Origin of the sequence: Kitasatospora sp. NA04385, assembly GCF_013364235.1 — a bacterium.
In the GTDB taxonomy this organism is placed as follows: domain Bacteria; phylum Actinomycetota; class Actinomycetes; order Streptomycetales; family Streptomycetaceae; genus Kitasatospora.
Genome location: NZ_CP054919.1, coordinates 5,721,617 through 5,748,378, shown reverse-complemented (window position 1 = coordinate 5,748,378; position 26,762 = coordinate 5,721,617). Strand labels below are relative to the sequence as shown.

25 protein-coding genes and 3 pseudogenes are annotated in these 26,762 nt (G+C 74.7%); 21 read left to right on the top strand and 7 right to left on the bottom strand.

Going from position 1 to position 26,762, the window contains the following annotated elements; all coding sequences use genetic code 11:
- Nucleotides 1-257 precede the first annotated feature (257 nt).
- Nucleotides 258-1,325 (top strand): mechanosensitive ion channel family protein, encoded by a 1,068-nt coding sequence (locus HUT16_RS25555; RefSeq protein ID WP_176190390.1) that lies wholly within the window; start codon nt 258-260, stop codon nt 1,323-1,325.
- On the opposite strand, the gene HUT16_RS25550 is transcribed toward HUT16_RS25555, so the two are convergent.
- Entirely contained in the window at nt 1,308-2,159 is an 852-nt protein-coding gene (locus HUT16_RS25550; protein WP_176190389.1) for a LysR family transcriptional regulator, read from the bottom strand. The genes HUT16_RS25555 and HUT16_RS25550 overlap by 18 nt on opposite strands.
- A gap of 91 nt (nt 2,160-2,250) precedes the next feature.
- Between HUT16_RS25550 and HUT16_RS25545 the strand changes: the two genes are divergently transcribed.
- The 8 genes from HUT16_RS25545 to HUT16_RS25515 all read left to right on the top strand — a co-directional run bounded on the left by HUT16_RS25545 (nt 2,251) and on the right by HUT16_RS25515 (nt 10,259).
- Complete coding sequence (locus HUT16_RS25545) at nt 2,251-2,985, top strand: SDR family NAD(P)-dependent oxidoreductase (RefSeq protein WP_176190388.1); 735 nt, start codon at nt 2,251-2,253, stop codon at nt 2,983-2,985.
- 62 nt (nt 2,986-3,047) lie between these two features.
- Nucleotides 3,048-3,176, top strand: coding sequence for a hypothetical protein (locus HUT16_RS39335; protein ID WP_303392099.1), 129 nt, complete (start codon nt 3,048-3,050; stop codon nt 3,174-3,176).
- 198 nt (nt 3,177-3,374) lie between these two features.
- Entirely contained in the window at nt 3,375-4,565 is a 1,191-nt protein-coding gene (locus HUT16_RS25540) for an ROK family transcriptional regulator (protein ID WP_176190387.1), read from the top strand.
- Between the two features lie 107 nt (nt 4,566-4,672).
- Nucleotides 4,673-6,031, top strand: a complete 1,359-nt coding sequence (locus tag HUT16_RS25535) for an ABC transporter substrate-binding protein (protein ID WP_176190386.1) — start codon at nt 4,673-4,675, stop codon at nt 6,029-6,031.
- 1 nt (nt 6,032) lies between these two features.
- Nucleotides 6,033-6,989 (top strand): carbohydrate ABC transporter permease, encoded by a 957-nt coding sequence (locus tag HUT16_RS25530; RefSeq protein ID WP_176190385.1) that lies wholly within the window; start codon nt 6,033-6,035, stop codon nt 6,987-6,989.
- A gap of 3 nt (nt 6,990-6,992) precedes the next feature.
- Nucleotides 6,993-7,889, top strand: coding sequence for a carbohydrate ABC transporter permease (locus tag HUT16_RS25525; RefSeq protein ID WP_176190384.1), 897 nt, complete (start codon nt 6,993-6,995; stop codon nt 7,887-7,889).
- Between the two features lie 8 nt (nt 7,890-7,897).
- Nucleotides 7,898-9,178, top strand: a complete 1,281-nt coding sequence (locus tag HUT16_RS25520) for a 6-phospho-beta-glucosidase (RefSeq protein WP_176192869.1) — start codon at nt 7,898-7,900, stop codon at nt 9,176-9,178.
- 61 nt (nt 9,179-9,239) lie between these two features.
- A complete protein-coding gene (locus tag HUT16_RS25515; RefSeq protein ID WP_176190383.1) occupies nt 9,240-10,259 on the top strand; it encodes an N-acetylglucosamine kinase in 1,020 nt (339 codons plus the stop codon).
- 149 nt (nt 10,260-10,408) lie between these two features.
- Here HUT16_RS25515 and HUT16_RS25510 read toward each other — a convergent pair whose 3' ends face one another.
- From HUT16_RS25510 to HUT16_RS25500, 3 genes are all read right to left on the bottom strand, one after another.
- Nucleotides 10,409-13,069, bottom strand: coding sequence for a DUF11 domain-containing protein (locus HUT16_RS25510; protein WP_176190382.1), 2,661 nt, complete (start codon nt 13,067-13,069; stop codon nt 10,409-10,411).
- A gap of 127 nt (nt 13,070-13,196) precedes the next feature.
- Nucleotides 13,197-13,640, bottom strand: a complete 444-nt coding sequence (locus HUT16_RS25505; protein ID WP_176190381.1) for a hypothetical protein — start codon at nt 13,638-13,640, stop codon at nt 13,197-13,199.
- A gap of 117 nt (nt 13,641-13,757) precedes the next feature.
- Nucleotides 13,758-14,048 (bottom strand): hypothetical protein, encoded by a 291-nt coding sequence (locus HUT16_RS25500; RefSeq protein WP_176190380.1) that lies wholly within the window; start codon nt 14,046-14,048, stop codon nt 13,758-13,760.
- A gap of 218 nt (nt 14,049-14,266) precedes the next feature.
- Here HUT16_RS25500 and HUT16_RS25495 point away from each other — a divergent pair, with 218 nt between their 5' ends.
- Both HUT16_RS25495 and HUT16_RS25490 read left to right on the top strand, forming a co-directional pair.
- On the top strand, nt 14,267-15,136 hold the full coding sequence (locus HUT16_RS25495; RefSeq protein WP_176190379.1) for a helix-turn-helix transcriptional regulator: 870 nt from the start codon (nt 14,267-14,269) through the stop codon (nt 15,134-15,136).
- A gap of 28 nt (nt 15,137-15,164) precedes the next feature.
- Entirely contained in the window at nt 15,165-15,305 is a 141-nt protein-coding gene (locus tag HUT16_RS25490) for a DUF397 domain-containing protein (protein WP_368662712.1), read from the top strand.
- Between the two features lie 72 nt (nt 15,306-15,377).
- Here HUT16_RS25490 and HUT16_RS25485 read toward each other — a convergent pair whose 3' ends face one another.
- Nucleotides 15,378-16,208, bottom strand: coding sequence for an alpha/beta fold hydrolase (locus HUT16_RS25485; protein WP_176190377.1), 831 nt, complete (start codon nt 16,206-16,208; stop codon nt 15,378-15,380).
- A gap of 120 nt (nt 16,209-16,328) precedes the next feature.
- Here HUT16_RS25485 and HUT16_RS25480 point away from each other — a divergent pair, with 120 nt between their 5' ends.
- A complete protein-coding gene (locus HUT16_RS25480) occupies nt 16,329-16,781 on the top strand; it encodes a helix-turn-helix domain-containing protein (RefSeq protein ID WP_254897987.1) in 453 nt (150 codons plus the stop codon).
- Nucleotides 16,782-16,963: 182 nt separating this feature from the next.
- Complete coding sequence (locus tag HUT16_RS25475; RefSeq protein ID WP_176190375.1) at nt 16,964-17,560, top strand: hypothetical protein; 597 nt, start codon at nt 16,964-16,966, stop codon at nt 17,558-17,560.
- 91 nt (nt 17,561-17,651) lie between these two features.
- Here HUT16_RS25475 and HUT16_RS25470 read toward each other — a convergent pair whose 3' ends face one another.
- Nucleotides 17,652-18,224 carry a nucleosidase gene (locus tag HUT16_RS25470; RefSeq protein ID WP_176190374.1) on the bottom strand — a complete coding sequence of 191 codons (573 nt, stop codon included), beginning with the start codon at nt 18,222-18,224 and terminating at the stop codon, nt 17,652-17,654.
- Nucleotides 18,225-18,531: 307 nt separating this feature from the next.
- Here HUT16_RS25470 and HUT16_RS25465 point away from each other — a divergent pair, with 307 nt between their 5' ends.
- The 8 genes and pseudogenes from HUT16_RS25465 to HUT16_RS25430 all read left to right on the top strand — a co-directional run bounded on the left by HUT16_RS25465 (nt 18,532) and on the right by HUT16_RS25430 (nt 25,993).
- A complete protein-coding gene (locus HUT16_RS25465; protein ID WP_254897986.1) occupies nt 18,532-19,887 on the top strand; it encodes a hypothetical protein in 1,356 nt (451 codons plus the stop codon).
- Nucleotides 19,880-20,215 carry a tetratricopeptide repeat protein gene (locus HUT16_RS25460; protein WP_254897985.1) on the top strand — a complete coding sequence of 112 codons (336 nt, stop codon included), beginning with the start codon at nt 19,880-19,882 and terminating at the stop codon, nt 20,213-20,215. The genes HUT16_RS25465 and HUT16_RS25460 overlap by 8 nt, the downstream gene beginning before the upstream one ends.
- Nucleotides 20,206-21,207 (top strand): annotated as a pseudogene (locus tag HUT16_RS38525) (PP2C family serine/threonine-protein phosphatase); the annotation flags it as partial. The gene HUT16_RS25460 and the pseudogene HUT16_RS38525, both read left to right, overlap by 10 nt.
- A gap of 397 nt (nt 21,208-21,604) precedes the next feature.
- Nucleotides 21,605-21,826, top strand: a pseudogene (locus HUT16_RS25450) (hypothetical protein); the annotation flags it as partial.
- Between the two features lie 945 nt (nt 21,827-22,771).
- On the top strand, nt 22,772-23,299 hold the full coding sequence (locus HUT16_RS25445) for an FHA domain-containing protein (RefSeq protein ID WP_254897984.1): 528 nt from the start codon (nt 22,772-22,774) through the stop codon (nt 23,297-23,299).
- A gap of 153 nt (nt 23,300-23,452) precedes the next feature.
- Complete coding sequence (locus HUT16_RS25440) at nt 23,453-24,370, top strand: ABC transporter ATP-binding protein (RefSeq protein ID WP_176190373.1); 918 nt, start codon at nt 23,453-23,455, stop codon at nt 24,368-24,370.
- The gene (locus HUT16_RS25435) at nt 24,367-25,503 is read left to right on the top strand and encodes an ABC transporter permease (protein ID WP_176190372.1); all 1,137 of its coding nucleotides are present in this window, start codon (nt 24,367-24,369) and stop codon (nt 25,501-25,503) included. The genes HUT16_RS25440 and HUT16_RS25435 overlap by 4 nt, the downstream gene beginning before the upstream one ends.
- Nucleotides 25,504-25,582: 79 nt before the next feature.
- A complete protein-coding gene (locus tag HUT16_RS25430; RefSeq protein ID WP_176190371.1) occupies nt 25,583-25,993 on the top strand; it encodes a globin in 411 nt (136 codons plus the stop codon).
- 71 nt (nt 25,994-26,064) lie between these two features.
- Here HUT16_RS25430 and HUT16_RS25425 read toward each other — a convergent pair.
- Nucleotides 26,065-26,756: pseudogene (locus tag HUT16_RS25425) on the bottom strand (hypothetical protein).
- Nucleotides 26,757-26,762: the final 6 nt, after the last annotated feature.

The window sequence follows — 26,762 nt, the reverse complement described above, 5'->3', positions numbered from 1 at the left end:
GTCGAGCGGGTGACCGCGCCCCGCGCGGGGCGTGATCCCCCTCAGTGTCGCCTTACGCCGTCGTACGACGCCACCATTTCTCCGTGAACGGCCCGCGCGCGTGCGGTGAGCCCCCGCGCGGGCCGCCATAGCCGGTATGCCCAGCTGACGGCCCTCCTGCACGTACCGTGCGGGTGGCGGTGCGGTGCGTGTCCGGAACCGGCCCGGTGCCCTGACGGGCCGTCCGAGCGGGTGAACGGGCTCGCTACAGTGGGGCGATGCTCGCCGATTCCACTGCCGACAGCACCGCGCCGACCTTCACGCTGCCCACCAGTGCCGCAGATGTGACGGACACCACCCGGCAGGCGGCCGGGTGGCTGGACGAGAACTGGCAGGGCTGGGTGGTGGACGGCGTCCGGATCGTCTTCATCCTCGGGCTGGCCCTGGTGCTGCGGGCCGTGGTCCGCAAGGTGATCGACAAGCTGGTGGCCCGGATGGGGCGGCCCGCGGAGGCCGACAACGACCACGGGGTGCTCGGCGGCCTGCTGGCCAACAGCGGCGTGGTCAACACCGAGCGGCGGCAGCAGCGTTCCGAGGCGATCGGCTCGGTGCTGCGCTCGGCGGCCTCCTTCACCATCCTGGGCACCGCCTCGCTGATGGCCCTGTCGGTGCTCGGCGTCGACCTGGCCCCGCTGCTGGCCTCGGCCGGCGTGGCCGGCGTGGCGATCGGTTTCGGCGCCCGCAACCTGGTCACCGACTTCCTCTCCGGCGTCTTCATGATCATGGAGGACCAGTACGGCGTCGGCGACGAGATCGACACCGGCGTCGCCACCGGCACCGTGCTGGAGGTCGGCCTGCGGGTCACCAAGCTGCGCGGCTCCTCCGGCGAGATCTGGTACATCCGCAACGGCGAGGTCAAGCGGATCGCCAACATGAGCCAGGGCTGGGGCACCGCCACCGTCGACGTCCAGATCGGCTACAAGGAGGACCTGGAGCGGGTCGAGCTGCTGGTCGCCGAGACCGCCGAGCAGCTCGCCAAGGAGAGCCCGTACGACGAGCTGATCTGGGGCCGGGTCAAGGTGCTGGGCGTCGAGTCGGTCTCGGTCGACTCCGTGCAGCTGCGGATCGAGGCCCGCTGCAGCCCCGGGAAGTCCGCCCAGGTCTCGCGCGCCCTGCGGGTGCGCCTGAAGGCCGCCTTCGACCTGGCGGGCGTCAAGCTCAAGGAGGAGGCCGCCGCCACCGTCCCGGCCCAGCCCACCGCCCCCGAGATCCTCCCGCCGTCCGCCCTGGCCGACCCGAACTCGGCGCGCTCGCTGGCCGCCAAGCCCCTACCGACCCAGCACTGATCGGCTGCCCGTCGCCGCCCGCAGCAGGTCGGCCAGCGGGCGGGAGCGGCTGTCGGGGGGCCAGGCGAGCACGGTGGTGACCCGCGGGGCGTCCGGGACGGGCACCGGGACGACGTCCGGGCGCAGCTGGCTGCGGCAGGAGTCCGGGAGGACGGCGCACGTCCGGCCCAGGGCGATCAGCTGGTAGAGCTGGGCGTGGTCGCGGATCGCCGGGCCCGGCCCGTCCGGGTGGGTGCCGTCCGGGCGCGGGTAGCGGGGCGCGGGCAGGTCGGCCAGCCCGGCCAGCTCGGCCAGGCGCAGCTCCGGGCGGGCGGCCAGCGGGTGGGCGGCGGGCAGCACCGCGACCTGGCCCTCGCTGTGCAGCTCCTCGGTGTCCAGACCGGCCGTGGAGTCGAACGGCAGGTGCAGCAGCGCGACGTCGGCCTCGCCGCGGCGCAGCAGCGGCCCCTGCTCGCCGTACTGGCACAGCCGCACGTCCACCGGCACCGCGCCCGGCTGCGCCGCGTAGGCGGCCAGCAGCGCCGCCAGCAGCTCGGCGGAGGCGCCCGCCTTCGCCGCCAGCACCAGGCCGGGCTGCCCGGCCCGGCGGGTGCGGGCCTCGGCGGCGGCCACCGCGTCCAGCGCGGCCCGGCCCTCGCTCAGCAGCACCCGGCCCGCGCCGGTCAGTGCCACGCCGTGGCTGTCGCGCTCCAGCAGGGCGGTGCCGAGCCGGCGCTCCAGCCGGGCGATCGCCCGCGACAGCGGCGGCTGCGCCATGCCCAGCCGGGCCGCCGCCCGGCCGAAGTGCAACTCCTCGGCGACGGCCACGAAGTACCGCAGTTCCCGGGTCTCCACCCGCCCAGCCTACGGCGATACCCGGCGGGTATCGCCGGGTGCCCGGATCGGTCCTGGCCGCGGCCCGGGCGGCGGCCGGAGCATGGACGGCATGGACGAGAACACGACGGACAGCAGGACGGTCGCGCTGGTCACCGGCGCGAACAAGGGCATCGGGTACGAGATCGCGGCGGGCCTCGGCGCGCTGGGCTGGCGGGTCGGGGTCGGGGCCCGCGACGAGGGGCGGCGCGCGGCGGCCGTGGCGGCGCTGCGGGCGGGCGGCGCGGACGCCTTCGGGGTGCCGCTGGACGTCACCGACGACGCCTCGGCGGCGGCCGCGGTGCTGGCCGAGCGCTTCGGGCGGCTCGACGTGCTGGTCAACAACGCGGCGGTGACCGGGTCCGTCCCGCAGGAGCCGACCGTGGTCGACCTGGCGGAGGTCCGGACGGTGCTGGAGACCAACGTGCTGGGGGTGATCCGGGTGACCAACGCGCTGCTGCCGCTGCTGCGCCGCTCGGCGTCCCCGCGGATCGTCAACATGTCCAGCGTGGTGGGCTCGCTGACCCGGCAGTCCGACCCGGCCGGGGAGACCGGCCCGATCTCGGCGGCCTACTCGCCGTCCAAGACCCTCCTGAACGCGGTGACCGTGCAGTACGCCAAGGAGCTGCGCGGCACCGGCGTGCTGGTCAACCTGGGCTGCCCCGGCTTCTGCGCCACCGACCTGAACGGCCACCGGGGCACCCGCAGCCCCGAGCAGGGCGCGCGGGTCGCGATCCGGCTGGCCACGCTGCCCGACGACGGGCCCAGCGGCGCCTTCTTCGACGAGGACGGCCCGCTGCCCTGGTAGCCGCCCGCACCGCCGAGGCCGCCCTGCGGGCGCTGCGCGCGGGCGCCGCGGTCACCGGCGGCGTGCTGGCGCTGCCCGGCGAGGGCTCCCCCGAGCGCCGGCTCTACCTGGCCGCCGCGCTGGGCGTGCTGCTGACCGTGCTGGTCACCGCGGTGATCGCCGCCAACGCGCACGTCTCCGGGGTGTTCTAGCCCGCTCCCGGCCCGCTCCGGCCCCCCTCCGGCCCGTCCGCCCGCGCGGACGGGCCGCTCGGCGTGCCCGCCCCGGGCCCGGCGGTCTTCCCCACCGCCGCACAACGAACCGATGTCGGACCGTTGACATCTGCGCCTCGCGATTGGAAACTTTCCTAACAGTTGGCCGCAACGGTGTGAGCAGAGGAGGATCGGGCCGTGACCACCCGAAAGACGCCCCGTTCCCCGCTGGCCGGTACGCCGAGCCTGCTGCGGGCCATAAACGACCGCGCCGCGCTGGAGCTGCTGCTCGCGAACGGCCCGCTGTCCCGTACCCAGATCGGCAGCCTGACCGGGCTCTCCAAGCCGACCGCCTCGCAGCTGCTGGCCCGGCTGGAGGCGGTCGGGCTGGTGGTGCCGGTCGGGACGACCGCCGGCGGCCCCGGGCCCAACGCCCAGCTGTACCAGGTGAACCCGGCGGCGGCCCATGTCGCGGGCGTGGACGTGACGAGCACCTCGGTGCGGGTCGCGGTCGCGGACATCACCGGCACGACGCTGGCCGAGCACCGGGTGTCGACCAAGGGCTGGTCGGCCGCGGAGACCGTGGAGCGGGTCGCCGAGGCGGTCGCGGAGACGGTGCGCCGGGCGCAGCTCGCCCCGGGGGCGCTGCGCGAGGTGGTGATCGGGATCGGCGGCGCGCCGGACCCGGTGACCGGGAAGCTGCGCTACGCCTCGCACCTGCCGGGCTGGCACTCGCCGCGGCTGGTGGAGGAGCTCGAACTCGCCCTGGGCGCACCGGTGTCGATCGAGAACGACGTGAACCTGGCCGCGGTGGCCGAGCAGGCCGGCGGCGCGGCGGCGGGGTGCGAGGACTTCGTGCTGCTGTGGGCCGAGGAGGGCATCGGCGCGGCGATCGTCCTCGCGGGTCGGCTGCACCGGGGTTTCACCGGGGGCGCGGGCGAGGTCGGCTACATGCCGGTGCCGGACGCCCCGGTGTCGTTGAACTCCCGCCGGAAGGTGACCGGCGGGTTCCAGGACTTGGCCGGCGAGCCGGCCGTGCTGGCGCTGGCCCGCCGGCACGGGCTGCGCGGCGCCGACGCCGCGCAGGCGGTGGCCGGGGCCCTGGGCACCGCCGAGGGCGAGGCCTTCCTGACCGAGCTGGCCGAACGGCTGGCGGTCGGGCTGGCCGTGATCGCCTCGGTGGTGGACCCGGAGCTGGTGGTGCTCTCCGGGGGGACGCCGACCGCGGGCGGGGAGCGCCTGCGGGAGCTGGTCCAGGAGGCCCTGGGCCGGATGTCCATCCCGCGGCCGGAGGTGCGGCTGTCGGCCGTGCCCGGGCCGCCCGTCCTGACCGGCGCGCTGCAGCGCGCGCTGGCGAGCACCCGGGACGTCCTGTTCAGCACCCACTGACCCCGCCGGCTCCGCCGACGCACTGACGCACGTTCGCTTCCACCCCCGCCCCATGGGCCGCGGGGCCATGCCGCCCTGCCGCCGTACCCCTCAGGAGTGCAATCCCCGTGGACACGACCCGCAGATCCCCGCTCGTCCGCCGCCCGCTGGCCGCGCTCACCGCCGCGTTCTGCACGGCGCTGCTGGCCTCCGCCTGCACCGGCACCAACTCCGGTGGCGGGCAGGACGGTTCGGCTTCCGGCCAGGACGTGACGATCACCTTCTGGCACGGCTGGAGCCAGGACAACGAGGTGAAGGCGATCAACGACAACGTCGCCGCCTTCGAGAAGCTGCACCCCAACATCCACGTCAAGGTGATCGGCAACATCGCCGACGACAAGGCCGAGCAGGCGCTGCGCGCGGGCGGCCCGGACGCCCCGGACGTGGTGTCCTCGTTCTCCACCGACAACGTGGGCAAGTTCTGCTCCTCGCACGTGTGGGCCGACCTCGGGCCGATGCTGCGCAAGGACGGCATCGACCCGGCGAAGACCTTCCCCGCGGCGATGCTCCAGTACAGCCGGTACCAGGACAACCAGTGCGCGCTGCCGCTGCTGGGCGACGCGTACGGGCTGTACTACAACAAGACCGCGTTCGCGGCGGCGGGCATCACCGCGCCGCCGAAGACCTTCGGCGAGTTCGCCGAGGACGCCGCCAAGCTGACGGTCGCCGACGGCGACTCGTTCAAGCAGTTGGGCTTCATGCCGAACTACCACGGCTACGAGACGGCGATCGCGCACTACCTCGGCCAGTACGGCAGCACGTACTTCGGCCCGGACGGCACGTCGAACGTGGCCACCGACCCGACCGTGGCCGCGGCGCTGACCTGGCAGAAGCAACTGGTCGACCGGCTCGGCGGGTTCGAGAAGCTGGAGAAGTACCGGACCACCTTCGGCGACGAGTTCAGCGCCAAGAACCCGTTCCAGACCGGGCAGGTGGCGATGAGCCTGGACGGCGAGTGGCGGACCGCCTCGCTGGCCGAGGAGAAGCCGGACTTCGAGTGGGCGACCGCGCCGTTCCCGGTGCCGGACGACCAGGCCGCGACGTACGGGCGCGGCTACCAGACCGGCACCATCGTCGGCGTCGCCAACGGCTCGAAGAAGCAGACCGCGGCCTGGACCTTCGTCAAGTACCTGACCACCGACACCGACGCGGTGGTGTCCTTCGCCAACGCGATCCACAACGTGCCGAGCACCCTGGCCGCGCTGGACTCGCCGAAGCTGGACGCGGACCCGAACTTCCGCACCTTCGTCGACGTCGCGAAGAACCCGCACTCCTCGACCACCCCGGCGAGCGTCAACGGCGGCGCCTACCAGGTGTCGCTGCAGAACCTCAGCTACGCGGTGGAGTCCGGCCAGCAGACCGACCTCCGGGCGGGCCTGACGGCCACCGCCAAGGAGATCGACGACGCCGTGGCCCAGGCGAAGTGACATGGCGTCCGTGACCTCCACCGTCCCGCCGGCGCTGCGGGCCAAGCGCCGGCGGGAGCGGGCCAGGACCCTGGCCTTCCTCTCCCCGTGGCTGATCGGGTTCGGCGTCTTCTTCCTGTACCCGCTCGTCTCGACGGTCTACTTCTCGTTCATGCACTACGACGGGTTCGCCCCGCCGACCTTCGCCGGCCTGCAGAACTGGGACTACGTCTTCACCAAGTACCCGTTCTTCTGGCAGGGCCTGGGCAACACGCTGTGGCTGGTCGTGGTGATGGTCTCGCTGCGGGTGGTGTTCGGCCTGGGCATCGGGATGCTGGTCACCAAGGTGAAGTCCGGCTCCGGGTTCTTCCGCACCGCCTTCTACCTGCCGTACCTGGCGCCGCCGGTGGCCGCGACGATGGCGTTCGCGTTCCTGCTGAACCCGGGCACCGGGCCGGTCAACCACCTGCTGGGCGAGCTGGGCCTGCCGCAGCCGGGCTGGTTCACCGACCCGTCCTGGTCGAAGCCCGCGCTGACGCTGCTGGCGATGTGGGGCATCGGCGACCTGATGGTGATCTTCATGGCGGCGCTGCTGGACGTGCCCACCGAGCAGTACGAGGCCGCCGAACTCGACGGCGCCGGGGGCTTCCAGCGCTTCCGGTACGTCACCCTGCCGAACATCTCGCCGATCGTGGTGTTCGCGCTGGTCACCGGCGTGATCCAGGCCATGCAGTACTACACCCAGGCGATCGTGGCCGGGAAGGTCGCCTCCGGCGTGATCGGCGGCTCCGGGCAGCAGTTCGAGCCCGGCTACCCGCACGGCTCCACCTGGACGCTGCCGCAGATGGTCTACAGCCTCGGCTTCCAGCGCTTCGACACCGGCTCGGCCTGCGTCGTCGCCCTCATCCTGTTCACCCTTTCGATGGCGTTCACCGGCGTCCTGCTGCGCCGCAAGTCCGGTTTCCTGGCGGAGGACTGACCCATGGCACTCGCTTCCACCCTCCCCCGCCGCCGCCCGCTGCCCACCCCGGCCGCCGCGGCCCGGGCCGCCCGCCGCCGCGCCGCCCTGCACTGGGTCGCGGTGCACTCCACCGCGGTCGCCGCCGCGCTGTTCTTCCTGCTGCCGTTCGTCTTCGTCTTCCTCACCTCGGTGATGACGGACCACCAGGCCCTCACCACCGACCTGTGGCCGCAGCACTGGCAGTGGTCGAACTACGCGAAGGTGTGGCACACCCCCGGCTTCCTCACCTGGTGGCGCAACACCCTGCTGTACGCGGGCCTGGGCACCGTGCTGACGGTGGTCTCCAGCCTGCCGGTGGCGTACGCGCTGGCCCGGTTCCGCTTCCGCGGCCGCAACCTGGCGCTGATGGCGGTGGTGGCGATGATGATGCTGCCGCCGCAGGTCACCGTCATCCCGATGTACCTGTTCTGGGCCAAGCAGCTGCACCTGACCGGCTCGCTGTGGCCGCTGATCATCCCGATGGCGTTCGGCGACGCGTTCACCATCTTCCTGCTGCGCCAGTTCCTGCTGACCATCCCCAAGGAGTACGTGGAGGCCGCCCGGATCGACGGCTGCGGCGAACTGCGCACCCTGCTGCGGGTGGTGCTGCCGATGGCGAAGCCCGCGATCGCCGCCGTCGCGCTGTTCCAGTTCTTCTGCTGCTGGAACGACTACTTCGGACCGCAGATCTACGCCTCCGAGAACCCGGGCGCCTGGACCCTCAGCTACGGGCTGGAGTCCTTCAAGGGCGCCCACCACACCAACTGGAACCTCACCATGGCGGCCACGCTGCTGGTGCTGGCGCCGGTGCTCGTACTGTTCTTCTTCGCACAACGCGCCTTCGTCGAAGGCGTCACACTGACAGGGGTCAAGGGCTGATGTCCGCACTGAAGTTGGCAATCGTCGGCGGCGGTTCCACCTACACGCCGGAACTGATCGACGGGTTCGCGCGGCTGCGCGACACCCTGCCGATCGGCGAACTGGTGCTGATCGACCCGGCGGCCGACCGGCTGGAGCTGATCGCCGGCCTGGCCCGCCGGATCTTCGCCAAGCAGGGCCACGGCGCCACCGTCACCACCGCCACCGACGTCGCCGCGGGCGTGCAGGGCGCCGACGCGGTGCTGCTCCAGCTGCGGGTCGGCGGACAGGCCGCCCGCGACAAGGACGAGACCTGGCCGCTGGAGTGCGGCTGCGTCGGCCAGGAGACCACCGGCGCGGGCGGCCTCGCCAAGGCGCTGCGCACCGTCCCGGTGGTGCTGGACATCGCCGAGCAGGTCCGCCGCACCAACCCGGACGCCTGGATCGTCGACTTCACCAACCCGGTCGGCATCGTCACCCGCGCCCTGCAGACCGCCGGGCACAAGGCCGTCGGGCTGTGCAACGTCGCGATCGGCTTCCAGCGCAAGTTCGCCGCCCACCTGGGCGTCGACCCGGAGCTGGTGCGCCTGGACCACGTCGGCCTGAACCACCTGACCTGGGAGCGCGGCGTCACCCTGCTCGACTCCGCCGGCGCGGCCGGCGGCCGCGAGGTGCTGCCGCAGCTGCTCGCCGAGCACGGCGAGGCGATCGCCGCCGACCTGCACCTGCCGCTGCCGGTGATCAGCCGGCTCGGCGTCGTCCCCTCGTACTACCTGCGGTACTTCTACCAGCACGACCTGGTGGTGGAGGAGCTGAAGGTCAAGGGCTCCCGGGCCGCCGAGGTCGCCGCGATCGAGCAGCAGCTGCTGGAGATGTACGCCGACCCGGCCCTGGACACCAAGCCCGAGCTGCTCGGCAAGCGCGGCGGCGCGTTCTACTCCGAGGCCGCGGTGCAGCTGATCGCCTCGCTGCTGGGCACCGACGGCCGCACCACCGTCCAGGTGGTCAACACCCGCAACGACGGCGTGCTGCCGTTCCTGCCCGACGACGCGGTGATCGAGGTGCCGGCCGAGGTCGACGCCGCCGGCGTCCGCCCGCTGCCGCAGCGCCCGGTCGAGCCGCTCTACGCGGGCCTGATCGCGGGCGTCACCGCGTACGAGCACCTGGCGCTGGACGCCGCGCTCAAGGGCGGCCGGGACCGGGTGTTCGACGCGCTGCTCGCCCACCCGCTGGTCGGGCAGATCGAGACGGCCGACCAGCTCACCGACCGGCTGCTGGCGCACAACCGCGCGCACCTGAGCTGGGCGTGACCGGCACAATGACCGTGCACCACCCCACCAGCTCCGAGCACCACCACGGGGGGACCGGCCGATGAGCCACTCCGCACTCCTGCCCGGCGTCCTCGCCATCGACGCCGGCAACAGCAAGACCGACCTGGCCCTGGTCGGCGCCGACGGCACCGTCCTGGCCGGGGCCCGCGGCGGCGGCTTCCAGCCGCAGCACACCGGCGCGGCGGCGGCCGTCGCCGCGCTCGCCCCGCTGGTCGAGGACCTGGCCCGGCAGGCCGGCGCCGACTGGCGGCCCGGCGGGCGGCCGCTGACCGACCACGTCAGCGCCTGCCTGGCCAACGCCGACCTGCCGGTCGAGGAGGAACGGCTGCACGAGGCGATATCCGGCTACGGCTGGGCGCCGTCGGTGCACGTCGCCAACGACACCTTCGGCCTGCTGCGGGCCGGCACCGACGGGCCGCTGGGCGTCGCGGTGGTCTGCGGCGCGGGCATCAACTGCGTCGGCCTGCGGCCGGACGGGCGCACCGCCCGCTGGCCCGCGCTCGGCCGGGTCACCGGCGACTGGGGCGGCGGCGGCGGGCTCGCCGAGGAGGCGATGTGGCACGCGGCCCGCGCCGAGGACGGCCGCGGCGGCCCCACCCTGCTCTCCCCGATGATCGGCGCCCACTTCGGGCTGGAGGGCGCCAACGCGGTCGCCGAGGCGATGCACCTGGGCCTCATCGACCGGGCCCGGCTGCACGAGGTCTGCCGGGTGCTGTTCGCGGCCGGCACCGCGGGCGACCCGGTGGCGCTCGGCCTGATCGACCGGCAGGCCGACGAGGTGGCCCGGCTCGCCGTGGTCGCGCTGACCCGGCTGGACCTGCTGGGGCAGCCGGTGCCGGTGGTGCTCGGCGGCGGCGTGCTGGCCTCCCGGCAGCCGCTGCTGCTGGACAACCTGACCGCCCGGCTGGCGGCCGACGCGCCGCTCGCCGAACCGCGGGTGGTCGTCGCCCCGCCGGTGCTGGGCGCGGCCCTGCTGGGCCTGGACCACCTGGGCGCCGCCCCCGAGGTGCACCGCCGGCTGCGCGAGGCGTACCCGACGGCCCGGCCGATCGCGGCCTGACCGGCCCGCACCCCTGCACCCCCGCACGACCGCACCCCCGCACGACCGCCGCCGGCGGGAGCGGGCGAGGCACCGCACATGCCTCGCCCGCTCCCGCCGGCGGTTTCCGTCGCCCCGCGGGTCACTGCCCGCGGGTCACTGCCCGGGCGTCAGCTCCGTCGGCCGCGGGCGCGCCGGGCCGCGACCAGCACGCCGCCGCCGATCAGCAGCAGCACCGCGACGGCGCCCGCGCCCGCGTAGGCGGCCGGCACGCCGGTGCCGGGCAGCTCCGGGCCGTGGTGGTGCGGGTGCCCGGTGGGCTCGGGCCTCGGCGACGGGCTCGGGCTCGGGCTGGGCGACGGCGACGGCGACGGCGACGGGCTGGGCGAGGGGCTGGGAGCGTCGACGGTCACGGTGGCGCTCGCGCTGTTGTTGGACGGGTCGGTGTCCCGCTGGTCGAGGGCGGTCAGGTCGGCGGTGTTGGTGCGGGCGCCGGGCTCGGCGGCGCGGACGGTCAGCAGCAGCCGGGCCCGGCCGCCGACGGCGAGGTCGCCGATCGTCCACACGCCGGTGGCGGCCGCGTAGCTCCCGGTGTCCGGCTCGGCCCGGACCAGCTCCAGGCCGGCCGGGACCGGGTCGGTGACGGCCAGTCCGGTGGCGGGCGCCGGGCCGTTGTTGGTGGCGGTGACGGTGAACACCGTCTGCCCGCCGACGGTCTGCCGCGCCGGGTCGGCGCTCTTGCCGATCGCGATGTCGGTCTCGTTGAGCGGCCGGACGGTGGCGTTCGCCGTGTTGTTCCCCTTCACCGGGTCGTACTGGTCGGCGGAGGTGATCGTGGCGGTGTCGGTGGCGGGCGCGGCGGCGTCCAGCCGGACCAGCAGAGTGAGCTGCACGGTCCCGTCCGGGGCCAGCGCGGGCACCGTCCAGGTGCCGGTCGCCGGGTCGTACGCGGTGCCCGCGGCGGGCGTCGCGGTGAGCAGGGTCGTCCCGGCGGGCACCGGGTTGGCGACGACCGCGTTGGTGGCCCCGTGCGGCCCGTAGTTGTGCAGGGTGACGGTGAAGGTGGTGGTGGAGCCGACCGGCAGCACCGTCGGGTCGGCGGTGACGGTCACGCCGAGGTCGGCGAAGTCGTCGGCGGAGACCACCGGGATGGTCGCGGTGGACGGGTCGGCCGTGACGCTCTGCCCGATCGGGGAGACGGCTTCGGCGGTGGCGGTGTTGGTGAACGAGCCGGCCGCCAGGTCGTCCGCGGTGACGGTGTGGCTGCCGGTGCACACCAGCGAGCCGCCGGGCTCCACCACCGAGGCGGGGCAGGCCAGGTCGGTGATCAGCGGGTCGCGGACGACGACGGTGGAGAGCGTCGAGCCGCCGGTGTTGGTGACGGTGAAGGTGTAGTCGACCACCTGGCCGACGGTGTGCGGGGCGGGGGTGACCGCCTCCTTGTCGAGCGTCATCGAGGAGACCAGCGGCACCGTGACGGTGGACGGTCCGGCGTGCAGCTGGTCGCCGATGTCCGGGGTCGCGGTGGCGTTCGCGGTGTTGACGACCTTCCCGGCGGCGACGTCGGCGTCGGTGACGGTGTAGCTGCCGGTGCACACCACGGTCGAGCCGGGCGCGGGCGCGGGCGGCAGGGTGGTGGACGGGCAGCTCACCGGCGCCAGTCTGTCGTCGGTGACGGCCAGCGAACTGACCGGCACCACACCGGCGTTGGTGACCACGTACTGGTACGGGACGACCGTCCCGGCGGTGATCACGGCGGGCAGCGGGGGGCCGGTCCGGTCGACCTGCTTGACCAGGTCGAGCGCGCCCAGCGGCAGGATCGAGGAGGCGTTGACGTTCCGGATCAGGTGGACGTCGGTGGAGCCGCCGGTGGAGGCGCTGAACCCGAACTTGTAGGTGGACGGCAGCCCGGCCGGGGCCGGCTCGTCCAGCACCTGGTGCCAGCCGGTGCCGTCCTGGAAGTCCACCTGGACGATCACCCGGGGCGAGGGCGCCGGGGTGATCTGCACGTTGACGGTGCGCTTGGCCTCGGCCGGGTCGGTGGTGCCGAACGGCGTGCCGAGGCTGCCGGGCAGCGTGGTCGCGGCCCGCGGCGGGTCACCGGCCGGCGGCCGGGTGGTGGAGGCCAGGTAGCAGTAGCCGGAGATGCCGGCGCCCGGGCCGCGCAGGGTGATCACGTTGGGCGCGACCGGGCCGTCCACCTTGACCGGCGACTGCTGGCCGGTGGGGCAGTCCGCGCCGCGGTTCTCGCCGTCGTTGTAGAAGTTGCCGTACATGTCGAGGCCGACGCCGAGGTAGCCGCCGACCACGCCGGGGCTGAGGTTGCGCTGCGCGTAGCCGAGGCTGCCGCCGTCCGCGCCCTTCGAGTCCAACGGGGTCGAGCCGTCCACCAGGTAGAACCCGATGCCGTCGCCGGGCTGCTGGTTGCCGCCGTACTGGTACTGCTCGAAGGTCACCGACAGGCCCGCCGAGGCGGGCACCGGGCGGCGGTACAGCACCGAGCCGCCGACGAACCCGGCCGAGTCGTTCAGCTGCAGGTAGCCGGGCACCACGCCGGGCACCGGCGCGGCCGGGGTGCCGCCGGTCGGGCAGGACGGGATCGGCGCGTCACCGGGCGCGGGCGTGCTGCCCGCCGGGGCTCCGGTCAGGCAGGTGTCGCCCAGCGGCTCCCAGGACGGGTCCGGCACCGAGGAGCCCTGGAAGGTCTCGTCCACGATCACCGTCCCGCCGGTCGCCGGGTCCGCCACCGCCTGCGGCACGGCCACCACCGGGCCCGCCGCCAGCAGCAGTGCCACCAGCCCGCGCACCGCCGTGCGCATCCGTCCAGTCATCCGCTCTCCCGTTGCACGCGTCACCGCCCCGGTCCGGGCCGGGCGAGCGTAAGCACGGCGGACGCGCCCGGCCGGGCAGTGCGCCGTCGGTGGGCGCGGCGGGCGGGGTGGATGCCCTGGCGGGTGGTCAGGTGACGGTGGCTTCCCACCGGCCGCGGGACAGCTGGACGGTACCGTCCGGGCGCACGGTGGCGTCGCACCCGTACAGGGGCAGACCGCCCTCGACCAGGAGACGGGTGCGGATGCTCTCCGGTTCGGACCAGAGCCGCCGGGGGCCGCCCTGGTGGACGGTCGGGGGTTCGAACCGGGCGGCTTCGGCGCGGGCCCACGAGCCGTCGGCTTCCCGGGCTGTCTCGAACGCCTCGACCGGTCCGGGCGGGTAGTCGGCGTCGTGACGGGTGCCCATGAACCCGGCCCAGTCCCGCTCGATGACCCCCCGGGCCCCGCCGTCGGACGTCTTCCACGCCGTCAGGACCAGCGCGGTGTCCCGGATCGTGGTGACCAGCCGCCCGCCCGGGCGCAGCGCGGCGAGCCAGGAGGCCGGTACGGGGCGGACGCCGACGGTCGACACGATGCGGTCGTACGTACCCGGGAGCGGCCCGGTCGCATCCACCGCCCGAGGACGCAGGGCGAGATCGAGCCGTCCGGCATGACCGCGAGCCGACCCCTTCCGCAGTTCCCGCACAGTTCACCGACGGTCGGCGTCGACTTCGCAGCCCGTCCGACACCGCGCGCGGTCGAGCGTCACCTGTCGCACGTCGAGCGCACGCAACTCCTCGACCGCGAGCCGTTCGAGCTGCCCGTCGTGGACGCCCACGATCCCCGCCCGGCCCTTTGCCGTGACGTGGAACAGGTTGGTGAACACCTCCGTCATCGCGCCGTACTCCGACGCCCCCGTACCGTTCGAGACGCTCCGAGCCAGTACGCCGTGCGGCACCGTGCGCGTATCACGGACGGGTGGTTCCAGGGTTGCGGTCATGCGTGTCCTCCCTCGTGAGACCGGTTGAGCAAGGAGTCGGCCAGGGCGGTCACCGCTCGTTTCCCCGCTTCGCGAATGTCACGTTCCGTGCTCCAATAGTCGCCGACCGGAGCTACCCTGAACAGGAGAGACGCGTTCCATCCGGTGGCTGGAACGCCTAGGTTCCTGGGGCCCGTTGCACGCAAGGCACGCAACGTGGCGGGGAGGAGAAGGCAGCGATGGCCTTTCAGAAGCGACGACCCGATCCGACGCTGAGTGCACGTCACTTCTACGGCTCCGAGGTCCTGCGGCTCCGCGAAGAACGCGGCTGGCCACTGTCCCGCCTGGCTACCGAGGCGCTCTCCTCCATCGCCACGCTGTCCCGGGTGGAGAGCGGGGACTACCGCGTGCCCGAGGGCCTGTCCGAGCAGTTGGACCGGGTCTTCGAGACGGGCGGCCACTTCATGCGGCTGCTGCCGCTGGCCCGACGGGAGAACCATCCCGCGAAGTACCAGGGGATCTTGTCCCTTGCCGACCGGGCCTTGATCGACGAGTCCTACAGCCCCAACGTGCACGGCCTGCTTCAGACCGAGTCGTTCGCCCGGTGCGCCCTGCAAGCCGGGCTGCCCTTCACCTCGGGAGAGGAAGTGGAGGAGCGGGTCCGCGCCAGGCTGGGCAGGCAGGTCCGCATGCGCAACAGCCAGGAATGCCAGTACTGGTTCATCCTGGACGAAGGCGCGTTCGCCAGGGCCTACGGCGGCCCCGAAGTGATGGCCGGGCAGTTGCGGGCCATCCTCGACGTGGCGGAATTGCCGAACGTCACGGTCCAGTTGCTGCCCTACGCCGCAGGCGGGCACTCGGAGACGGCATCACTCGGGCTGCTGACACTGGCGGACGGCAAGCGAGTGGCCTACGAGGAGAGCAGCCGCACGGGGACGGTCTTCGAAGGAGCCCGAGACGTCAAAGAGCGCGAAGCCCTCTACAATCTGCTGCGGGCTCAAGCATTGGCTCCCCGGGACACTGGGCTCGTGGTCAGATCCATGCTGGAAGGAATCACCGCAGATGCGCCCTGCCCCTCAGTCTCCCGTAGCGCCTCGCCAGTGGCGTAAGAGCAGCTACAGCAACAACGACGGCGGCGTGTGCATCGAGGTGGACGACGCGAACCCGGGCCACGTCCGCGACTCCAAGGACCCCGGCGGCCCGCACCTGGAGTTCGCCCCGGGCGCCTGGGCGGCCTTCGTCTCCGCCACCGTGTCCGGCGAGTTCGGCACGGTCTGACCTCGGCCTTGTCCGTCGGCGACGACGGCGGCCCGACGCTCACCCCGCACAGCACCGCGACGACGGGCGGGGTCAACCCACTTGGGCGAAGAGTTCCTTGAGTCGGGCGGCCCAGGCCCGGGGGTGGCTGGTGTTGCCGTTGTGGCCGCCGGGCAGCACCTCGACCGGTGCGTCCAGCAGGGTGCCGAGGGCCTGGGCGCAGCGGCGGTCGAACACGGCGGGCGGGGTGGTGCGGCCGACGGCGGGCACGATCCGGGTGGTGGAGGCGCGGACGGCGGCGAGGTCGAGGACGTCCTCGACCACGGCGGTGAAGTCGTGCCGGACGAAGCGGTCGAAGCCGGCCGCCCGCCGGGCGTCGAGCGGCTGCGGGGTGAGGCCGGGTTCGGCGTCGGCCGCGGCCGGGTCGATGCCGAGCACTCGGGCGATCTCGGGGAGGACGGCGGCCAGGCCCGCGCGCCCGTACAGCTCCTGGAGCTCGACGAGTTCGCGCCGGTGCCGGGCGGCCTCGGCGGGGGCCAGCAGGCCGGGGGCGACGGGCTCGTGGGCGACCAGGGTGCGCAGCAGCCCGGGCTGCCGGGCGGCGACGTGCAGGCCGATCACCGCGCCGAAGCTGCAGCCGAGCATCAGCGCGGGCCCGTCGGCGACCGCCTCCAGCAGCCGCCGGACGTCGTCGGCGTGCTCGGCCAGGCTGGTGCCCCGCTCGGGGTGGTCGAGGCGGCTGCGGGACAGGCCGCGCCGGTCGTAGGTGAGCACGGTGTGGGTGTCGGCCAGGTGCGCGACGAGGTCGACGGTGCGGTCGGCGTCGCCCTCGCCGCTCTGCGAGATCAGCAGCAGCGGGCCGGTGCCCTCGGTGCGGTGGTGCAGGACGGCGCCGGGTACGGCGAGCGTGCCGGTGACGGACATCGGGATCCCCCTCCGCGGCGGTCGGTCCGCCGCTCCGCCCACCACGCTAATCCATCGAACTCGATGCATCAAGTTAGATGTATTTACTTCGATGCATCTGGTTCGATGTACCATCGGCCCGTGGACGGAGTCGAACTGTTCCTGCTGGGCCGCGCCCTGATGAAGATCGGCGAGGACGCCCTGCCCGAGCCCCCCGGCGGCAGCGGCCGCCACCCCGGCGGCACCCGCAACACCCTGGTCGCGGCCAGCGACATCAGCGCCCACCCCGGCACCACCGTCGGCGAGACCGCCGCCCGCACCGGGCTCCCGCAGAGCCAGATCTCCGCGGCGGTGGCCCGGCTCAAGGAGGCGGGCGCGGTGCGCACCGAACCGGACCCGGCCGACCGGCGGCGCACCCTGGTCCACCCCGCCGAACGCCCCTCCGCCCGGGTCGCTGCCGTCCGCGCCGCCGGCGTCGACGAGGCGCTCGCCGCCGCGCTCGGCCCGGACCCGGACCCGGCGCGGCTCGCCGAGGTCACCGCCGCGCTGGACGTCCTGGCCCGGCACCTGTCGCCGCGGCACACCCGCCCCTGAGGTGACGGTGCGTCACATCGCCGCCGAGTTCCCGGGCCCGGTATCGGTTGGGTGAAAATCCGGTCATGGCGTCCGGGATGCCTGATCTGTCCGTTGAAGACGTCCGACCCGGTTGTTAGAGTCGCGCGCTCACAGCGCGTCCGACGGGGGCGTGCGCCTGGAAGCGCCGGGAGCAACGCCAGATGGCGATCGTCAAGTCCACGATTCAGCAACAGGTCACCGAGTCAATCGCCGCGATCGAACCCAACGACCGCCCGATCGCCATCATCCAGACCATCACGGGCCCGAGCCCCTGGCTGACCAACGGCATCCTCGGCCTCATCGGCCAGCTGATGGTCAAGTACTACTTCGTCACGCTGACCCACCGGGTGGTCGTCATCCACCGCACCTCCCGGATCAGCAACCGCCCGCAGGAAGTCCTGTACGTGATCCCGCTGGACCAGGCCCGCGCCTCGATCAGCGACGTGCGGCGCAACACCCTGTGGAGCTCGCTGCGCTTCCAGCTCCCGAACGAGCCGAAGCCGACCCGGCTGAACGTCCACCGCATGTGGCGGGCCGAGATGGACACCTTCGTCGGTACCCTGCTCGGCGGCGGCCCGGCCGCCCCCGGCCAGTACCCGGCAGCACCCGCCCCCGGCCAGTACCCGGCCGCGCCCGTCCCCGGCCAGTACCCGCAGGCCCCGGCCGCCGCCCCGTACCCGCCCCAGCAGCCGGCCGGGCAGTACCCGCCGGCCCCCGGCCAGTACCCGGCGCCGGGCACCAACCCGTACCAGGGCTGACCTTCCGCGCACCGGGCGCCCGTCCGACCGCCGAGCGGTCCGGACGGGCGCTCCGTCGTTCCCGGGGGGCGCGTCCCGGGCCCGCCGGGGCTCAGCCGAGGCGGGTGCGGGCCCAGTCGGCCAGCAGCCGGGCGCAGTCGTCGACGGACTCCTGCCAGCTGCGGACCGCGCCGTCGCCGGCCTCGTCGCTGACGTGCTTGACCAGCCGGACCGGGAGCCCGGCGCGGCGGGCGACGGTGGCCACCGCGTAGCCCTCCATGTCGACCAGGTCCGCGCTGCGGGCCAGCAGGTCGCGCTCGGCGTCGGCGGAGACGAAGCGGTCGCCGGTGGCCAGCACCGGACCGGCCGGAGCGAGGTCGATCGGGCCGTCCATCGGGTGGCCGGTGAGCCGCTCCAGCATCGGGGCGTCCAGGTCGTGCTGGAGCACCCGGCCGATCTCGTGGGTGCCGCCGAGACCCGGCCTGAGCGCGCCCGCCGTCCCCAGGTTGACGACCGCGGCGGGCCGCTCGCCCCCGGCCAGCAGGGCGGCCAGCGCAGCCGCCGCGTTGAGCTTGCCCATCCCGGTGAGCAGCACCGGCAGCCCCCCGTCGAGGTACGCGGCCTCCTCGGGCAGGGCGACGACGAGCAGCGGGCGGTCGGGGGTGACTGTTCCGGTCAGACGCATGGCGCCCAGCTTACGAGGGGGCCGGACGGCGACGGGCGGCCGCAGGCCGGGCGCGGAACCGGCGGGACGGGTCCGCCACGGGAGCGGCGGCGGCGGGGGCTCCGGCAGGGGCTGCGGCGGGGACGATGGCGGGGGCGCGGAGCGGTGTCCGGCGCGGGAATCCGGGGACCGCCGTCCGCGCGGTACCGGGCGTCGGGGAGACTGGCGGCCGACGGGCCGTCGCACCGACCGCCCCAGGACCGACGCCCCGTCACCACGACCGTGGCCGAGAGGAGGAACCGCGTTGGCCGGAACGACCCGCCCGGTGATGAACCGTGAGGAGGTCGACCGCGCGCTGGCCCGGCTGGGGGCCGAGCGCGACGCGGTCGAGGCGGCGCTGCTGGCGCTCCAGGACCACCCGGGGCTGCGGCTGCTGACCGGCGCCGAGCTGTCCGGACGGACCGAGGAGCGCTGGACGGTCGCCGAGGGCGGCGTCGCCCTGCTGTGGGCGCTGTTCGACCGGTACGCGGAGGCGCTGGCCTCGGCCCGCGCGGTCCGCTCCCGGCGCAACCGGCCCACCGCGGCCGAACTCGCCGAGCTCGGCGAGCTGTTGGCCGGCCGCTCGGTGACCGTCTCCGGCGGCCGGCTCCCCCACCCGTCGGGCCGGTTCGCCTCCCCGGACCGGCTGGTGGAGCAGGTCACGCTGGGCGAGCTGCTGGAGCGGATGAACGGCTGGTACGCGGTGGTGATCGAGGTGGTGAGCGCCGTCGACGCGGTCTGGTCGGCGCTGCCCGCCCGGATCGACCTGCTGCTCGCCGAGCTCGGCCGGGTGCAGATGCTGGCCGTCTCGGTCGGGGTGCGCCCCGGCGGGCACCCACTGGCCGACGACCTGGCCGAACTGGCCGAGGAGTTGACCGCGCTGCGGGCCCTGGCGGTGGCCGACCCGCTGGCGCTGTGGCGGCCCGGCCGGGTGCCCGCGCAGCGCGGCCGGGCCGCCGAAACTGCTGACTGTCAACGAGCCACCTGGGCCTCCCCCACCGGCGCCGTGGACACCACCGGGTTCGACCGGATGGGACGCCGACTGGACGACGTGCGGGTCGAGTTGGAGGGCCTGCTGCGGCTGCGCGACGAGTCCCACGAGCGGCTCCAGCAGGTCGCCGACCTGCTCCAGCGCGCCGACCTGACGCTCGCCGAGGCCCGCCGGGCGCGCGGCGAGGTGCTGGCGAAGATCGCCGCGACCGAGGTGCCCGCCGTGCCCGGCCCGCACTCCGCGCTGCGCGAGGCGATCGGCCAGGCCGTCGGCTTCCAGCAGACCGGCCAGTGGCACCGGCTCGGCCCGCTGCTGGACGCGCTGGAGGACGCCGCCGCCAAGGAGTTGGGCCGGGCCCGGCAGGCGCTCACCGAGGTCGCCCAGCCGCTCGCCGTCCGGGCCGAACTGCGCGGCCGGCTGGAGGCGTACAAGGCGATGGCCGCCCGGTTCGGCCTGGCCGAGGACCCGGAGGTGGTCGAGCGCTTCGAGAAGGCCCGCTGGCTGCTCTGGAGCGCCCCGTGCGACCTGCGGGCCGCCGCCGAGGCCGTCGGCCGCTTCCAGCAGGCCCTGCGCCCGCCCGAACGGCAGCCGCAGCAGCCGCCGTCGCCGCCGCCGGCCGAGGACACCGGGCGGGGAGAGGACGGCGATGGCTGAGGCCCGCGGACGGGCGGGCTGCGCCGGGGAGACGGCCGGGCGGCCGACCGGCGTGCTGCGCGAGGTGCCGAGCCGGCCGGACGCCCGGGCCGGGCGGCGCGCGGAACCGGCCGTCGAGGTGCCCGGCCCGGCGCCGGACCGGTTGCCGGTGGGAGCGACCGGAGGACCCGCCACGCGGACCGTGCTGGGACATCCCGCCGCGGAACGGGAACTGCGGCTCGCCCTGGAACACTCCTACCGGATGTTGGCCCGGTTGTCCGACCGGGCCGAGACGAGGATCGAGTGGGTGGAACGGGCCGACCGGGCCCGCCCCAGGACATGGGTGTGAACATGCCGCAGCAGACCGAGTGCCCGAACTGTGCCGAACCGCTGGGCTCGCAGGACGCGTTCTGCGGGGCCTGCGGCACCTCCCTGACCGGACCGCCGACCCTGCGCGACCTGCCCGTCGTGCCCAGTTGTCCGCACTGCGGCGCCACCGAGCTCACCGACGGCCGGTGCCGGCGCTGCGGGCAGGCCCAGCCGCGCGAACGCGACCACCAGGAACGGGAGCTGACCGGCGTCGCCGCCGTCTCCGACCGCGGCCTGCGGCACCACCGCAACGAGGACGCGTTCACCGTCGCCACCGCCGAGGGCCCGGCCGGCACGCCCGCGGTGCTCGCCGTGGTCTGCGACGGCGTCTCCTCCTCCTCCCGCCCCGACGAGGCCTCCGCCACCGCCGTCACCGCCGCCGCCGACTCGCTGGTCGCCGCGCTGGCGGCCGGCCGCGAGCCCGGCCAGGCGATGCGCGAGGCGATCGGCGCCGCCAACCGGGCCGTCACCGCGCTCGCCCACGACGGCACCGCCCCCGACGGGCGGCACAGCAACGCGCCCGCCTGCACCTACGTCAGCGCGGTCAGCTCCGGCGGCCTGGTCACCATCGGCTGGGTCGGCGACACCCGCGCCTACTGGATCCCGGACGACCGCGAGTCCGCCGAGCCGTACCGGCTCACCGAGGACGACTCCTGGGCGGCCCGGATGGTCGCCGCCAACCTGATGGCCGAGGCCGAGGCGTACGCCGACCCGCGCGCCCACGCCATCACCGGCTGGCTCGGCGCCGACGCCGAGGACCTCGACCCGCACACCGTCAGCTTCACCCCGCACGTCCCCGGCGTGCTGCTGATCTGCACCGACGGCCTGTGGAACTACGCCGAGGCCGCCACCGACCTGGCGTTCTTCGTCCGCGCCGACGCCCGGGCCGAACCGCTGGCCACCGCGCAGGAGCTGGTGCGGTTCGCGGTCGAGCGCGGCGGGCACGACAACATCACCGTCGCCGTCCTGCCGATCGACCCACCCACCGCGCCGGCCGCGCACGACGCCACCCTGCTCGACGTGCCGCTGCCGCGGGCCGCCGAGCCGGACGCCACCGTGCCGCTGCGCCCGGCCGCGCCGCCCGTCGCGCCGCCCGCCCTGCTCCCGCCGCACCGCCCGCTCCCGTCGCGCCGCCGGCCCGGCCGCGCCGCCCGTCCCGGCGCCCGCCGCCGTGCCCGCCGCGGACTGACCCGACCGCCACCGCCGCCGCCCCGCCGCCGCCCCGCCGACAGGAGTTCTCCGCATGGCCGCGTTGTCCAAGCCCGGCGCGCCCCGGTTCGACGTCACCGACGGCCGTGCCGTGCACGGGGGACCGGCTCCTCGGGGCGACCAGTCCCGGAGCCACCGCGTGCGCGCGCAGGCCCCGGCGGTCCACCGGGCCGGTGACGCGGCACGGGCGAGCGCCCGACCGGGCGCCGCCGTCGGACTGGCGTACGGCAGCGGCAACGGGGGCACCCTCAAGCTGCGGCGGAAGGTGGTGGACGTGGTCGACGAGCGGGAGGGTACCGTTCGGTTCCGTAAGGACGTGAGCGAGGCCGACTCGATGAGACTCGAGACCCGGTCGACCAAGACCGTGCGCGTGAAGAAGTGAGCCGGACACCCGCCGGACCCGAACCTGCTGGAGTGGGGACCTGATGCCGATCTGCCCTAGGGGACACGAGTCACAGGCCGAGGACTGGTGCGACTACTGCGGCTTCCCGATGACGCCGCCGCCCGGCCTGGCGATCCCCGGCTTCCCGAACGGCCCGGCCCAGCCCGGCGCCCAGGGACACCCCGGTGCCCAGGGACACCCCGGTGCCCAGGGGCACCCGGGCGGGCCCGCCGCGCCGCCCCCGGGCCCGCCCGGCCCGCCCCCGTACACCTCGTCCGGCTACCCGCCGGACGGCGGTGGCGGCTACTTCGAGCCGCGCCGCACCCCGACCCCGCCCAGCGGCACCCCACCGGGCCGCCGCGGGCGCGCCCGGTGCGCCCGGCCCGTACGGCGCCCCGCCGCCGCCCGCGCCCACCACCGGCCTGGTGACCTGCCCGATCTGCCGCAGCCCGCAGAGCGGCCGGTACTGCGAGGAGTGCGGCTACGACTACAACCTGGCCACCTNCGCCCGCCCGCCGGGCGCCGCGTCCGGCCCGCTCGGCCACCAGCCGCCGCCCGCGCCGCCGCAGGGCCAGCGGCCCCCGCAGCAGGGCTACGGCTTCCCGCCGGCCGCCGCCGCGCCCGGCCGCCCCGCCCGCGTTCGAGCCCCCGGCCCCGCCGCCGTACGAGCGCCCGCAGGCCCCGCAGCAGCAGTCGCCGTACGAGCAGCCCCAGCAGCGGGCCCCGTACGAGCAGCCGCAGCAGCGCCAGCCGCACGCGCCGCAGTCGCCGTACGAGCACCCGCAGCAGTCCCCGTACGAGCGCCCCCAGCCGCCGCAGCCGCAGCAGCAGTCGCCGTACGAGCAGCCGGGCTACCCGGCCGCGCAGGCCGCCCCGTCCGCGCCGTCCTTCGAGAAGCCCCCGGCGTCCGGCTTCCCGGACGTCGACTACGAGCGCACCGGCCCGGTGTACGCCGAGCCGTCCGCCGGCGGGCCGGGCCGAGCGCCGCAGTCCGGCCCGGATTCGGGGACGTCGTTCCGGCTCACCCCGCCGGGGCAGCAGCAGGGCGGCGCGCCGCAGCAGCGGGCCACCTGGTTCGCCGTGGTGGCGCCCGACCACGACTACTTCACCGACATGATGACCCGCAGCGGCCCGGAGGCGGCGGGGCTGTACTTCCCGCAGTACACCGCCGAGCGGCGGATCCAGCTGACCGGCCGCGGCCAGCTGCGGATCGGCCGGCGCAGCCAGCAGCGCGGCACCGTGCCGGAGATCGACCTGTCGGCCTCCCCGGAGGACCCGGGCGCCTCGCACCACCACGCGCTGCTGGCCGAACAGCCGGACGGCAGCTGGGTGGTGGTCGACCAGGACTCCACCAACGGCACCACCATGAACGGCAGCCCGGACACCCTGCCGCCGCACACCGCGATCCCGCTGAACGACGGCGACCGGATCCACGTCGGCGCCTGGACCACCATCACGGTGCACCTGGCCTGACGACGCGGCGACTGACCCTGCGTCACCACCGGCCCGCGGCCGGGGAGCCCGGCTCCCCGCCGCGGGCCAATCCCGTTCACGGCCTGACGCGGAACGCTCAGAATTCGCACAAAAGCGCCCGTGGGAAGGGCCGGAGACCCTACGCTTCGCCCCATGAGTGAAGCAATAACCGCGGACGGGATCCGGAAGCGGTACGGGGATGTCCAGGCCGTCGACGGGGTGTCACTCTCCGTCGCGACTGGCGAGTTCTACGGTCTGCTCGGGCCGAACGGGGCCGGCAAGACCACCACCTTGGAGATCCTGGAGGGCATCCGGGAGGCCGACGAGGGGCGGGTCGAGATCCTCGGCCTGTCGCCGTGGCCGCGCAACCCGAAACTGCTGCCGAGGATGGGCGTGCAGTTCCAGGCCTCCGCCTTCTTCGCCAAGCTGACCGCGCGCGAGACCATCCGCACCTTCGCCTCCTTCTACGGCATCGGTGCCCGGGCGGCCGACGCGATGCTGGAGCGGGTCGGCCTGACCGAGTCCGCGGGCGTGCTGACCACCAAGATGTCCGGCGGCCAGGCCCAGCGGCTGTCCATCGCCTGCGCGCTGGTGCACGACCCGGAGCTGGTGTTCCTGGACGAGCCGACCACCGGCCTCGACCCGCAGGCCCGCCGCAACCTGTGGGACCTGCTGCGCGACATCAACGGCGAGGGCCGCACCGTGGTCCTCACCACGCACTACCTGGACGAGGCCGAGGTGCTCTGCGACCGCGTCTCGGTGATGGACCACGGCAAGGTGCTGAGGACCGGCGCCCCCGCCGCGCTGGTCCGCGAGATCGACGACACCGTCCGAGTCCGGATCGAGTCCGGGCAGCTGACCGTCGACCGGGCCCGCGAACTGCTGACCGCCGCGGGCGCGGTGCACGCCAACCTGGAGGACGACGGCGTCACGCTGGCGCTGTCCACCGCCGAGCCCGGGCCGGTCCTGGCCGTGCTGGCCGAGCAGAACGCGCTGCGCGGCCTGGAGGTCCGCGGCGCCACCCTGGAGGACGTCTTCCTCCAGCTGACCGGACGGGAGTACCGGGCATGACCGCCACCGAACCGACCCGGGCCCCGGGTGCCGGACCGGCCGCGGGCCCCGCCCGCGACGGGGAGAAGGGCAACGCCTTCGTCGGCCTGTCCCGGGTGATGCTGCTGGGCTTCGTCCGCGACAAGGGCACGCTGTTCTTCACCCTGGCGCTGCCGCTGATGTTCCTGCTGCTGTTCGGCGTCCTCTACAAGGGCGGCGGCAGCACCCACGTCAAGGTCGCCGAGGTCGGCCAGGTCAAGGTGCTGGACGACGCCCGCACCCGGGCCGGGGGCGCGCTGGACGCGCTGGAGATCACCACCGGCCTGAGCGAGGACGACGCCCTCGCCAAGGTCCGGAAGGGCGACCTGGACGGCCTGGTGACGCAGCGGCCGGACGGCACCCTGGTGCTCCGCTTCAGCCAGGCCGACCAGGTCAAGGCCGGCACCGTGCAGGGCATCGTCGACTCCGTGGTGCAGAGCGCCAACCAGGCGGCCTCGAACACCCCCCCGAAGTACACCTTGGACGCGGCCAAGGTCGAGGACGACTCCACCAAGCCGATCCAGTACCTGACCCCGGGCCTGCTCGCCTACGCCGTCGCCATGGGCGCGGTCTACGGCGCCTCCTTCACCCTGGTGACCTGGCGCAAGAGCCGGGTGCTGCGCCGACTGCGGCTGGCGCCCATCTCGGCGGGCACCATCGTCGGCGCCCGGGTGCTGGTCAGCGTGCTGGTCGCGCTCGCCCAGACCGCGCTGTTCCTGCTGGTCGCGCAGATCGACTACTTCGGGCTCAAGCTGACCGGCAACTGGTGGCTGGTGCTGCCGCTGGTGGTCTGCGCCACCCTGGCGTTCATGTCGATCGGCCTGGTCACCGGTTCGCTGGCGAAGACCGAGGAGTCGGCCAACGGCATGAACCAGCTGATCATCCTGCCGATGTCCTTCCTCGGCGGCGCGTTCATCCCGCTGGACTTCGCCCCGAGCTGGCTGCAGGACGTCTCCCGGGCGCTGCCGCTGCGCTACCTGATCGTCCCGGCGAAGTCGGTGCTCAGCCAGGGCGGCGGCCTCGCCGAGGCGCTGCCCGCGATGGGCATCCTGCTGGGCTTCACCGCGGTGCTGTGCGCCGTCGCGTGGCGCTTCTTCAACTGGGACGACGCGTAGCCGCGACCGCCCCGGGACGGGGGTCGTACGCCGGAAGTCCCGGTGTACGGCCCTCGTCGGCGTCTGCGACCATGGACGGGTGACTGACACCGGGCGAGAGACCACCACCGCACCCGAGGAGACCTTCTACGACCAGGTCGGCGGCGAGGCGACCTTCCGCAGGCTGGTCCACCTCTTCTACCGGGGTGTCGCCCAGGACGAGCTGCTGCGCCCGATGTACCCGGAGGAGGACCTCGGCCCGGCCGAGGAGCGCTTCGCGCTGTTCCTGATGCAGTACTGGGGCGGCCCGCGCACCTACAGCGAGCGCCGCGGCCACCCGCGGCTGCGGATGCGGCACGCCCCGTTCAAGGTCGACCGGGCCGCGCACGACGCCTGGCTGAAGCACATGCGCGCCGCCCTGGACGAGCTGGCGCTGCCCGCCGAGGCCGACCGCGAGCTGTGGAACTACATGACGTACGCCGCCGCCTCGATGGTCAACACCGCGGGCTGAGACCGGGCGGGCCGGCCCCGGGGCGGACGGCCGGGCCGGCCGGGCCGCACTGCCGACCCGACGCGGGCCGCTCAGCGCAGCGGGCTGAGGCCCAGGCCGACGCCGGGCGCGGCGGCGGTGCGCAGCGCGACGGACCCGGCGGGCGCGTCCAGCCGCAGCCAGGCACCGGCCCGGTACGCGGCCAGCGGGCGCCGGGCCGTAGGAACCCGATCGCGTGGGCGGCGTGCGCGGCCCGCAGCGGCAGGCCCTCGGCGGCGCCCAGCGGCCGGGACCAGATCTCGTCGGCGATCGCGTCGACCGCCTGCCGGGTGCGGTGGTGGTCCGGCACCTCGGCGGTGCGGCGCTTGAACTCCTCGACGGCGGCGAGCACTTCGCCCACCACCCGGTCGACGGGGGGCTGCCCGAGCGGCTGCCAGCCGGAGCGCGGCGGGAGCAGCCCGGCCCAGGACGGGCCGGTGACCGGGGCGGGCAGGGCGAGCGCGGCGCCCTCCTCGTCCACCGACTCCAGCAGCTGGCCGGCCGAGACGGTCAGGTCGGCGGCCGCGTCGAGTCCGGCCAGCCGCACGGTGCGCACCGCGAGCACCGCGGCCCCGCCGAGCGGCAGCCGTCCGAACACCGCGAGCACGCCGCCGCCGGCGCCCGGCACGGCCTGCAGCCGGACGGCCGCGGCGCGGTCGAAGCGCAGCAGCCGGCCGAGGAAGGCGGCCAGGTCGGCGCCCTCCCGCGGGTCGGCGAGGTCGAGTCGGGTGGTCCGCACGGTCACCGGGGT

Bases quoted from the DNA above. Each gene is read 5' to 3' on its own strand.
- HUT16_RS25460 (WP_254897985.1), top strand. From the start codon at position 19,880: ATGGCTGAGGCCCGCGGACGGGCGGGCTGCGCCGGGGAGACGGCCGGG.
- HUT16_RS25545 (WP_176190388.1), top strand. From the start codon at position 2,251: ATGGACGAGAACACGACGGACAGCAGGACGGTCGCGCTGGTCACCGGC.
- HUT16_RS25470 (WP_176190374.1), bottom strand. From the start codon at position 18,224: ATGCGTCTGACCGGAACAGTCACCCCCGACCGCCCGCTGCTCGTCGTC.
- HUT16_RS25555 (WP_176190390.1), top strand. From the start codon at position 258: ATGCTCGCCGATTCCACTGCCGACAGCACCGCGCCGACCTTCACGCTG.
- HUT16_RS25525 (WP_176190384.1), top strand. From the start codon at position 6,993: ATGGCACTCGCTTCCACCCTCCCCCGCCGCCGCCCGCTGCCCACCCCG.
- HUT16_RS25510 (WP_176190382.1), bottom strand. From the start codon at position 13,069: ATGACTGGACGGATGCGCACGGCGGTGCGCGGGCTGGTGGCACTGCTG.
- HUT16_RS25465 (WP_254897986.1), top strand. From the start codon at position 18,532: ATGAACCGTGAGGAGGTCGACCGCGCGCTGGCCCGGCTGGGGGCCGAG.
- HUT16_RS25485 (WP_176190377.1), bottom strand. From the start codon at position 16,208: ATGTCCGTCACCGGCACGCTCGCCGTACCCGGCGCCGTCCTGCACCAC.
- HUT16_RS25435 (WP_176190372.1), top strand. From the start codon at position 24,367: ATGACCGCCACCGAACCGACCCGGGCCCCGGGTGCCGGACCGGCCGCG.
- HUT16_RS25495 (WP_176190379.1), top strand. From the start codon at position 14,267: ATGGCCTTTCAGAAGCGACGACCCGATCCGACGCTGAGTGCACGTCAC.
- HUT16_RS25475 (WP_176190375.1), top strand. From the start codon at position 16,964: ATGGCGATCGTCAAGTCCACGATTCAGCAACAGGTCACCGAGTCAATC.
- HUT16_RS25500 (WP_176190380.1), bottom strand. From the start codon at position 14,048: ATGACCGCAACCCTGGAACCACCCGTCCGTGATACGCGCACGGTGCCG.
- HUT16_RS25530 (WP_176190385.1), top strand. From the start codon at position 6,033: ATGGCGTCCGTGACCTCCACCGTCCCGCCGGCGCTGCGGGCCAAGCGC.
- HUT16_RS25515 (WP_176190383.1), top strand. From the start codon at position 9,240: ATGAGCCACTCCGCACTCCTGCCCGGCGTCCTCGCCATCGACGCCGGC.
- HUT16_RS25440 (WP_176190373.1), top strand. From the start codon at position 23,453: ATGAGTGAAGCAATAACCGCGGACGGGATCCGGAAGCGGTACGGGGAT.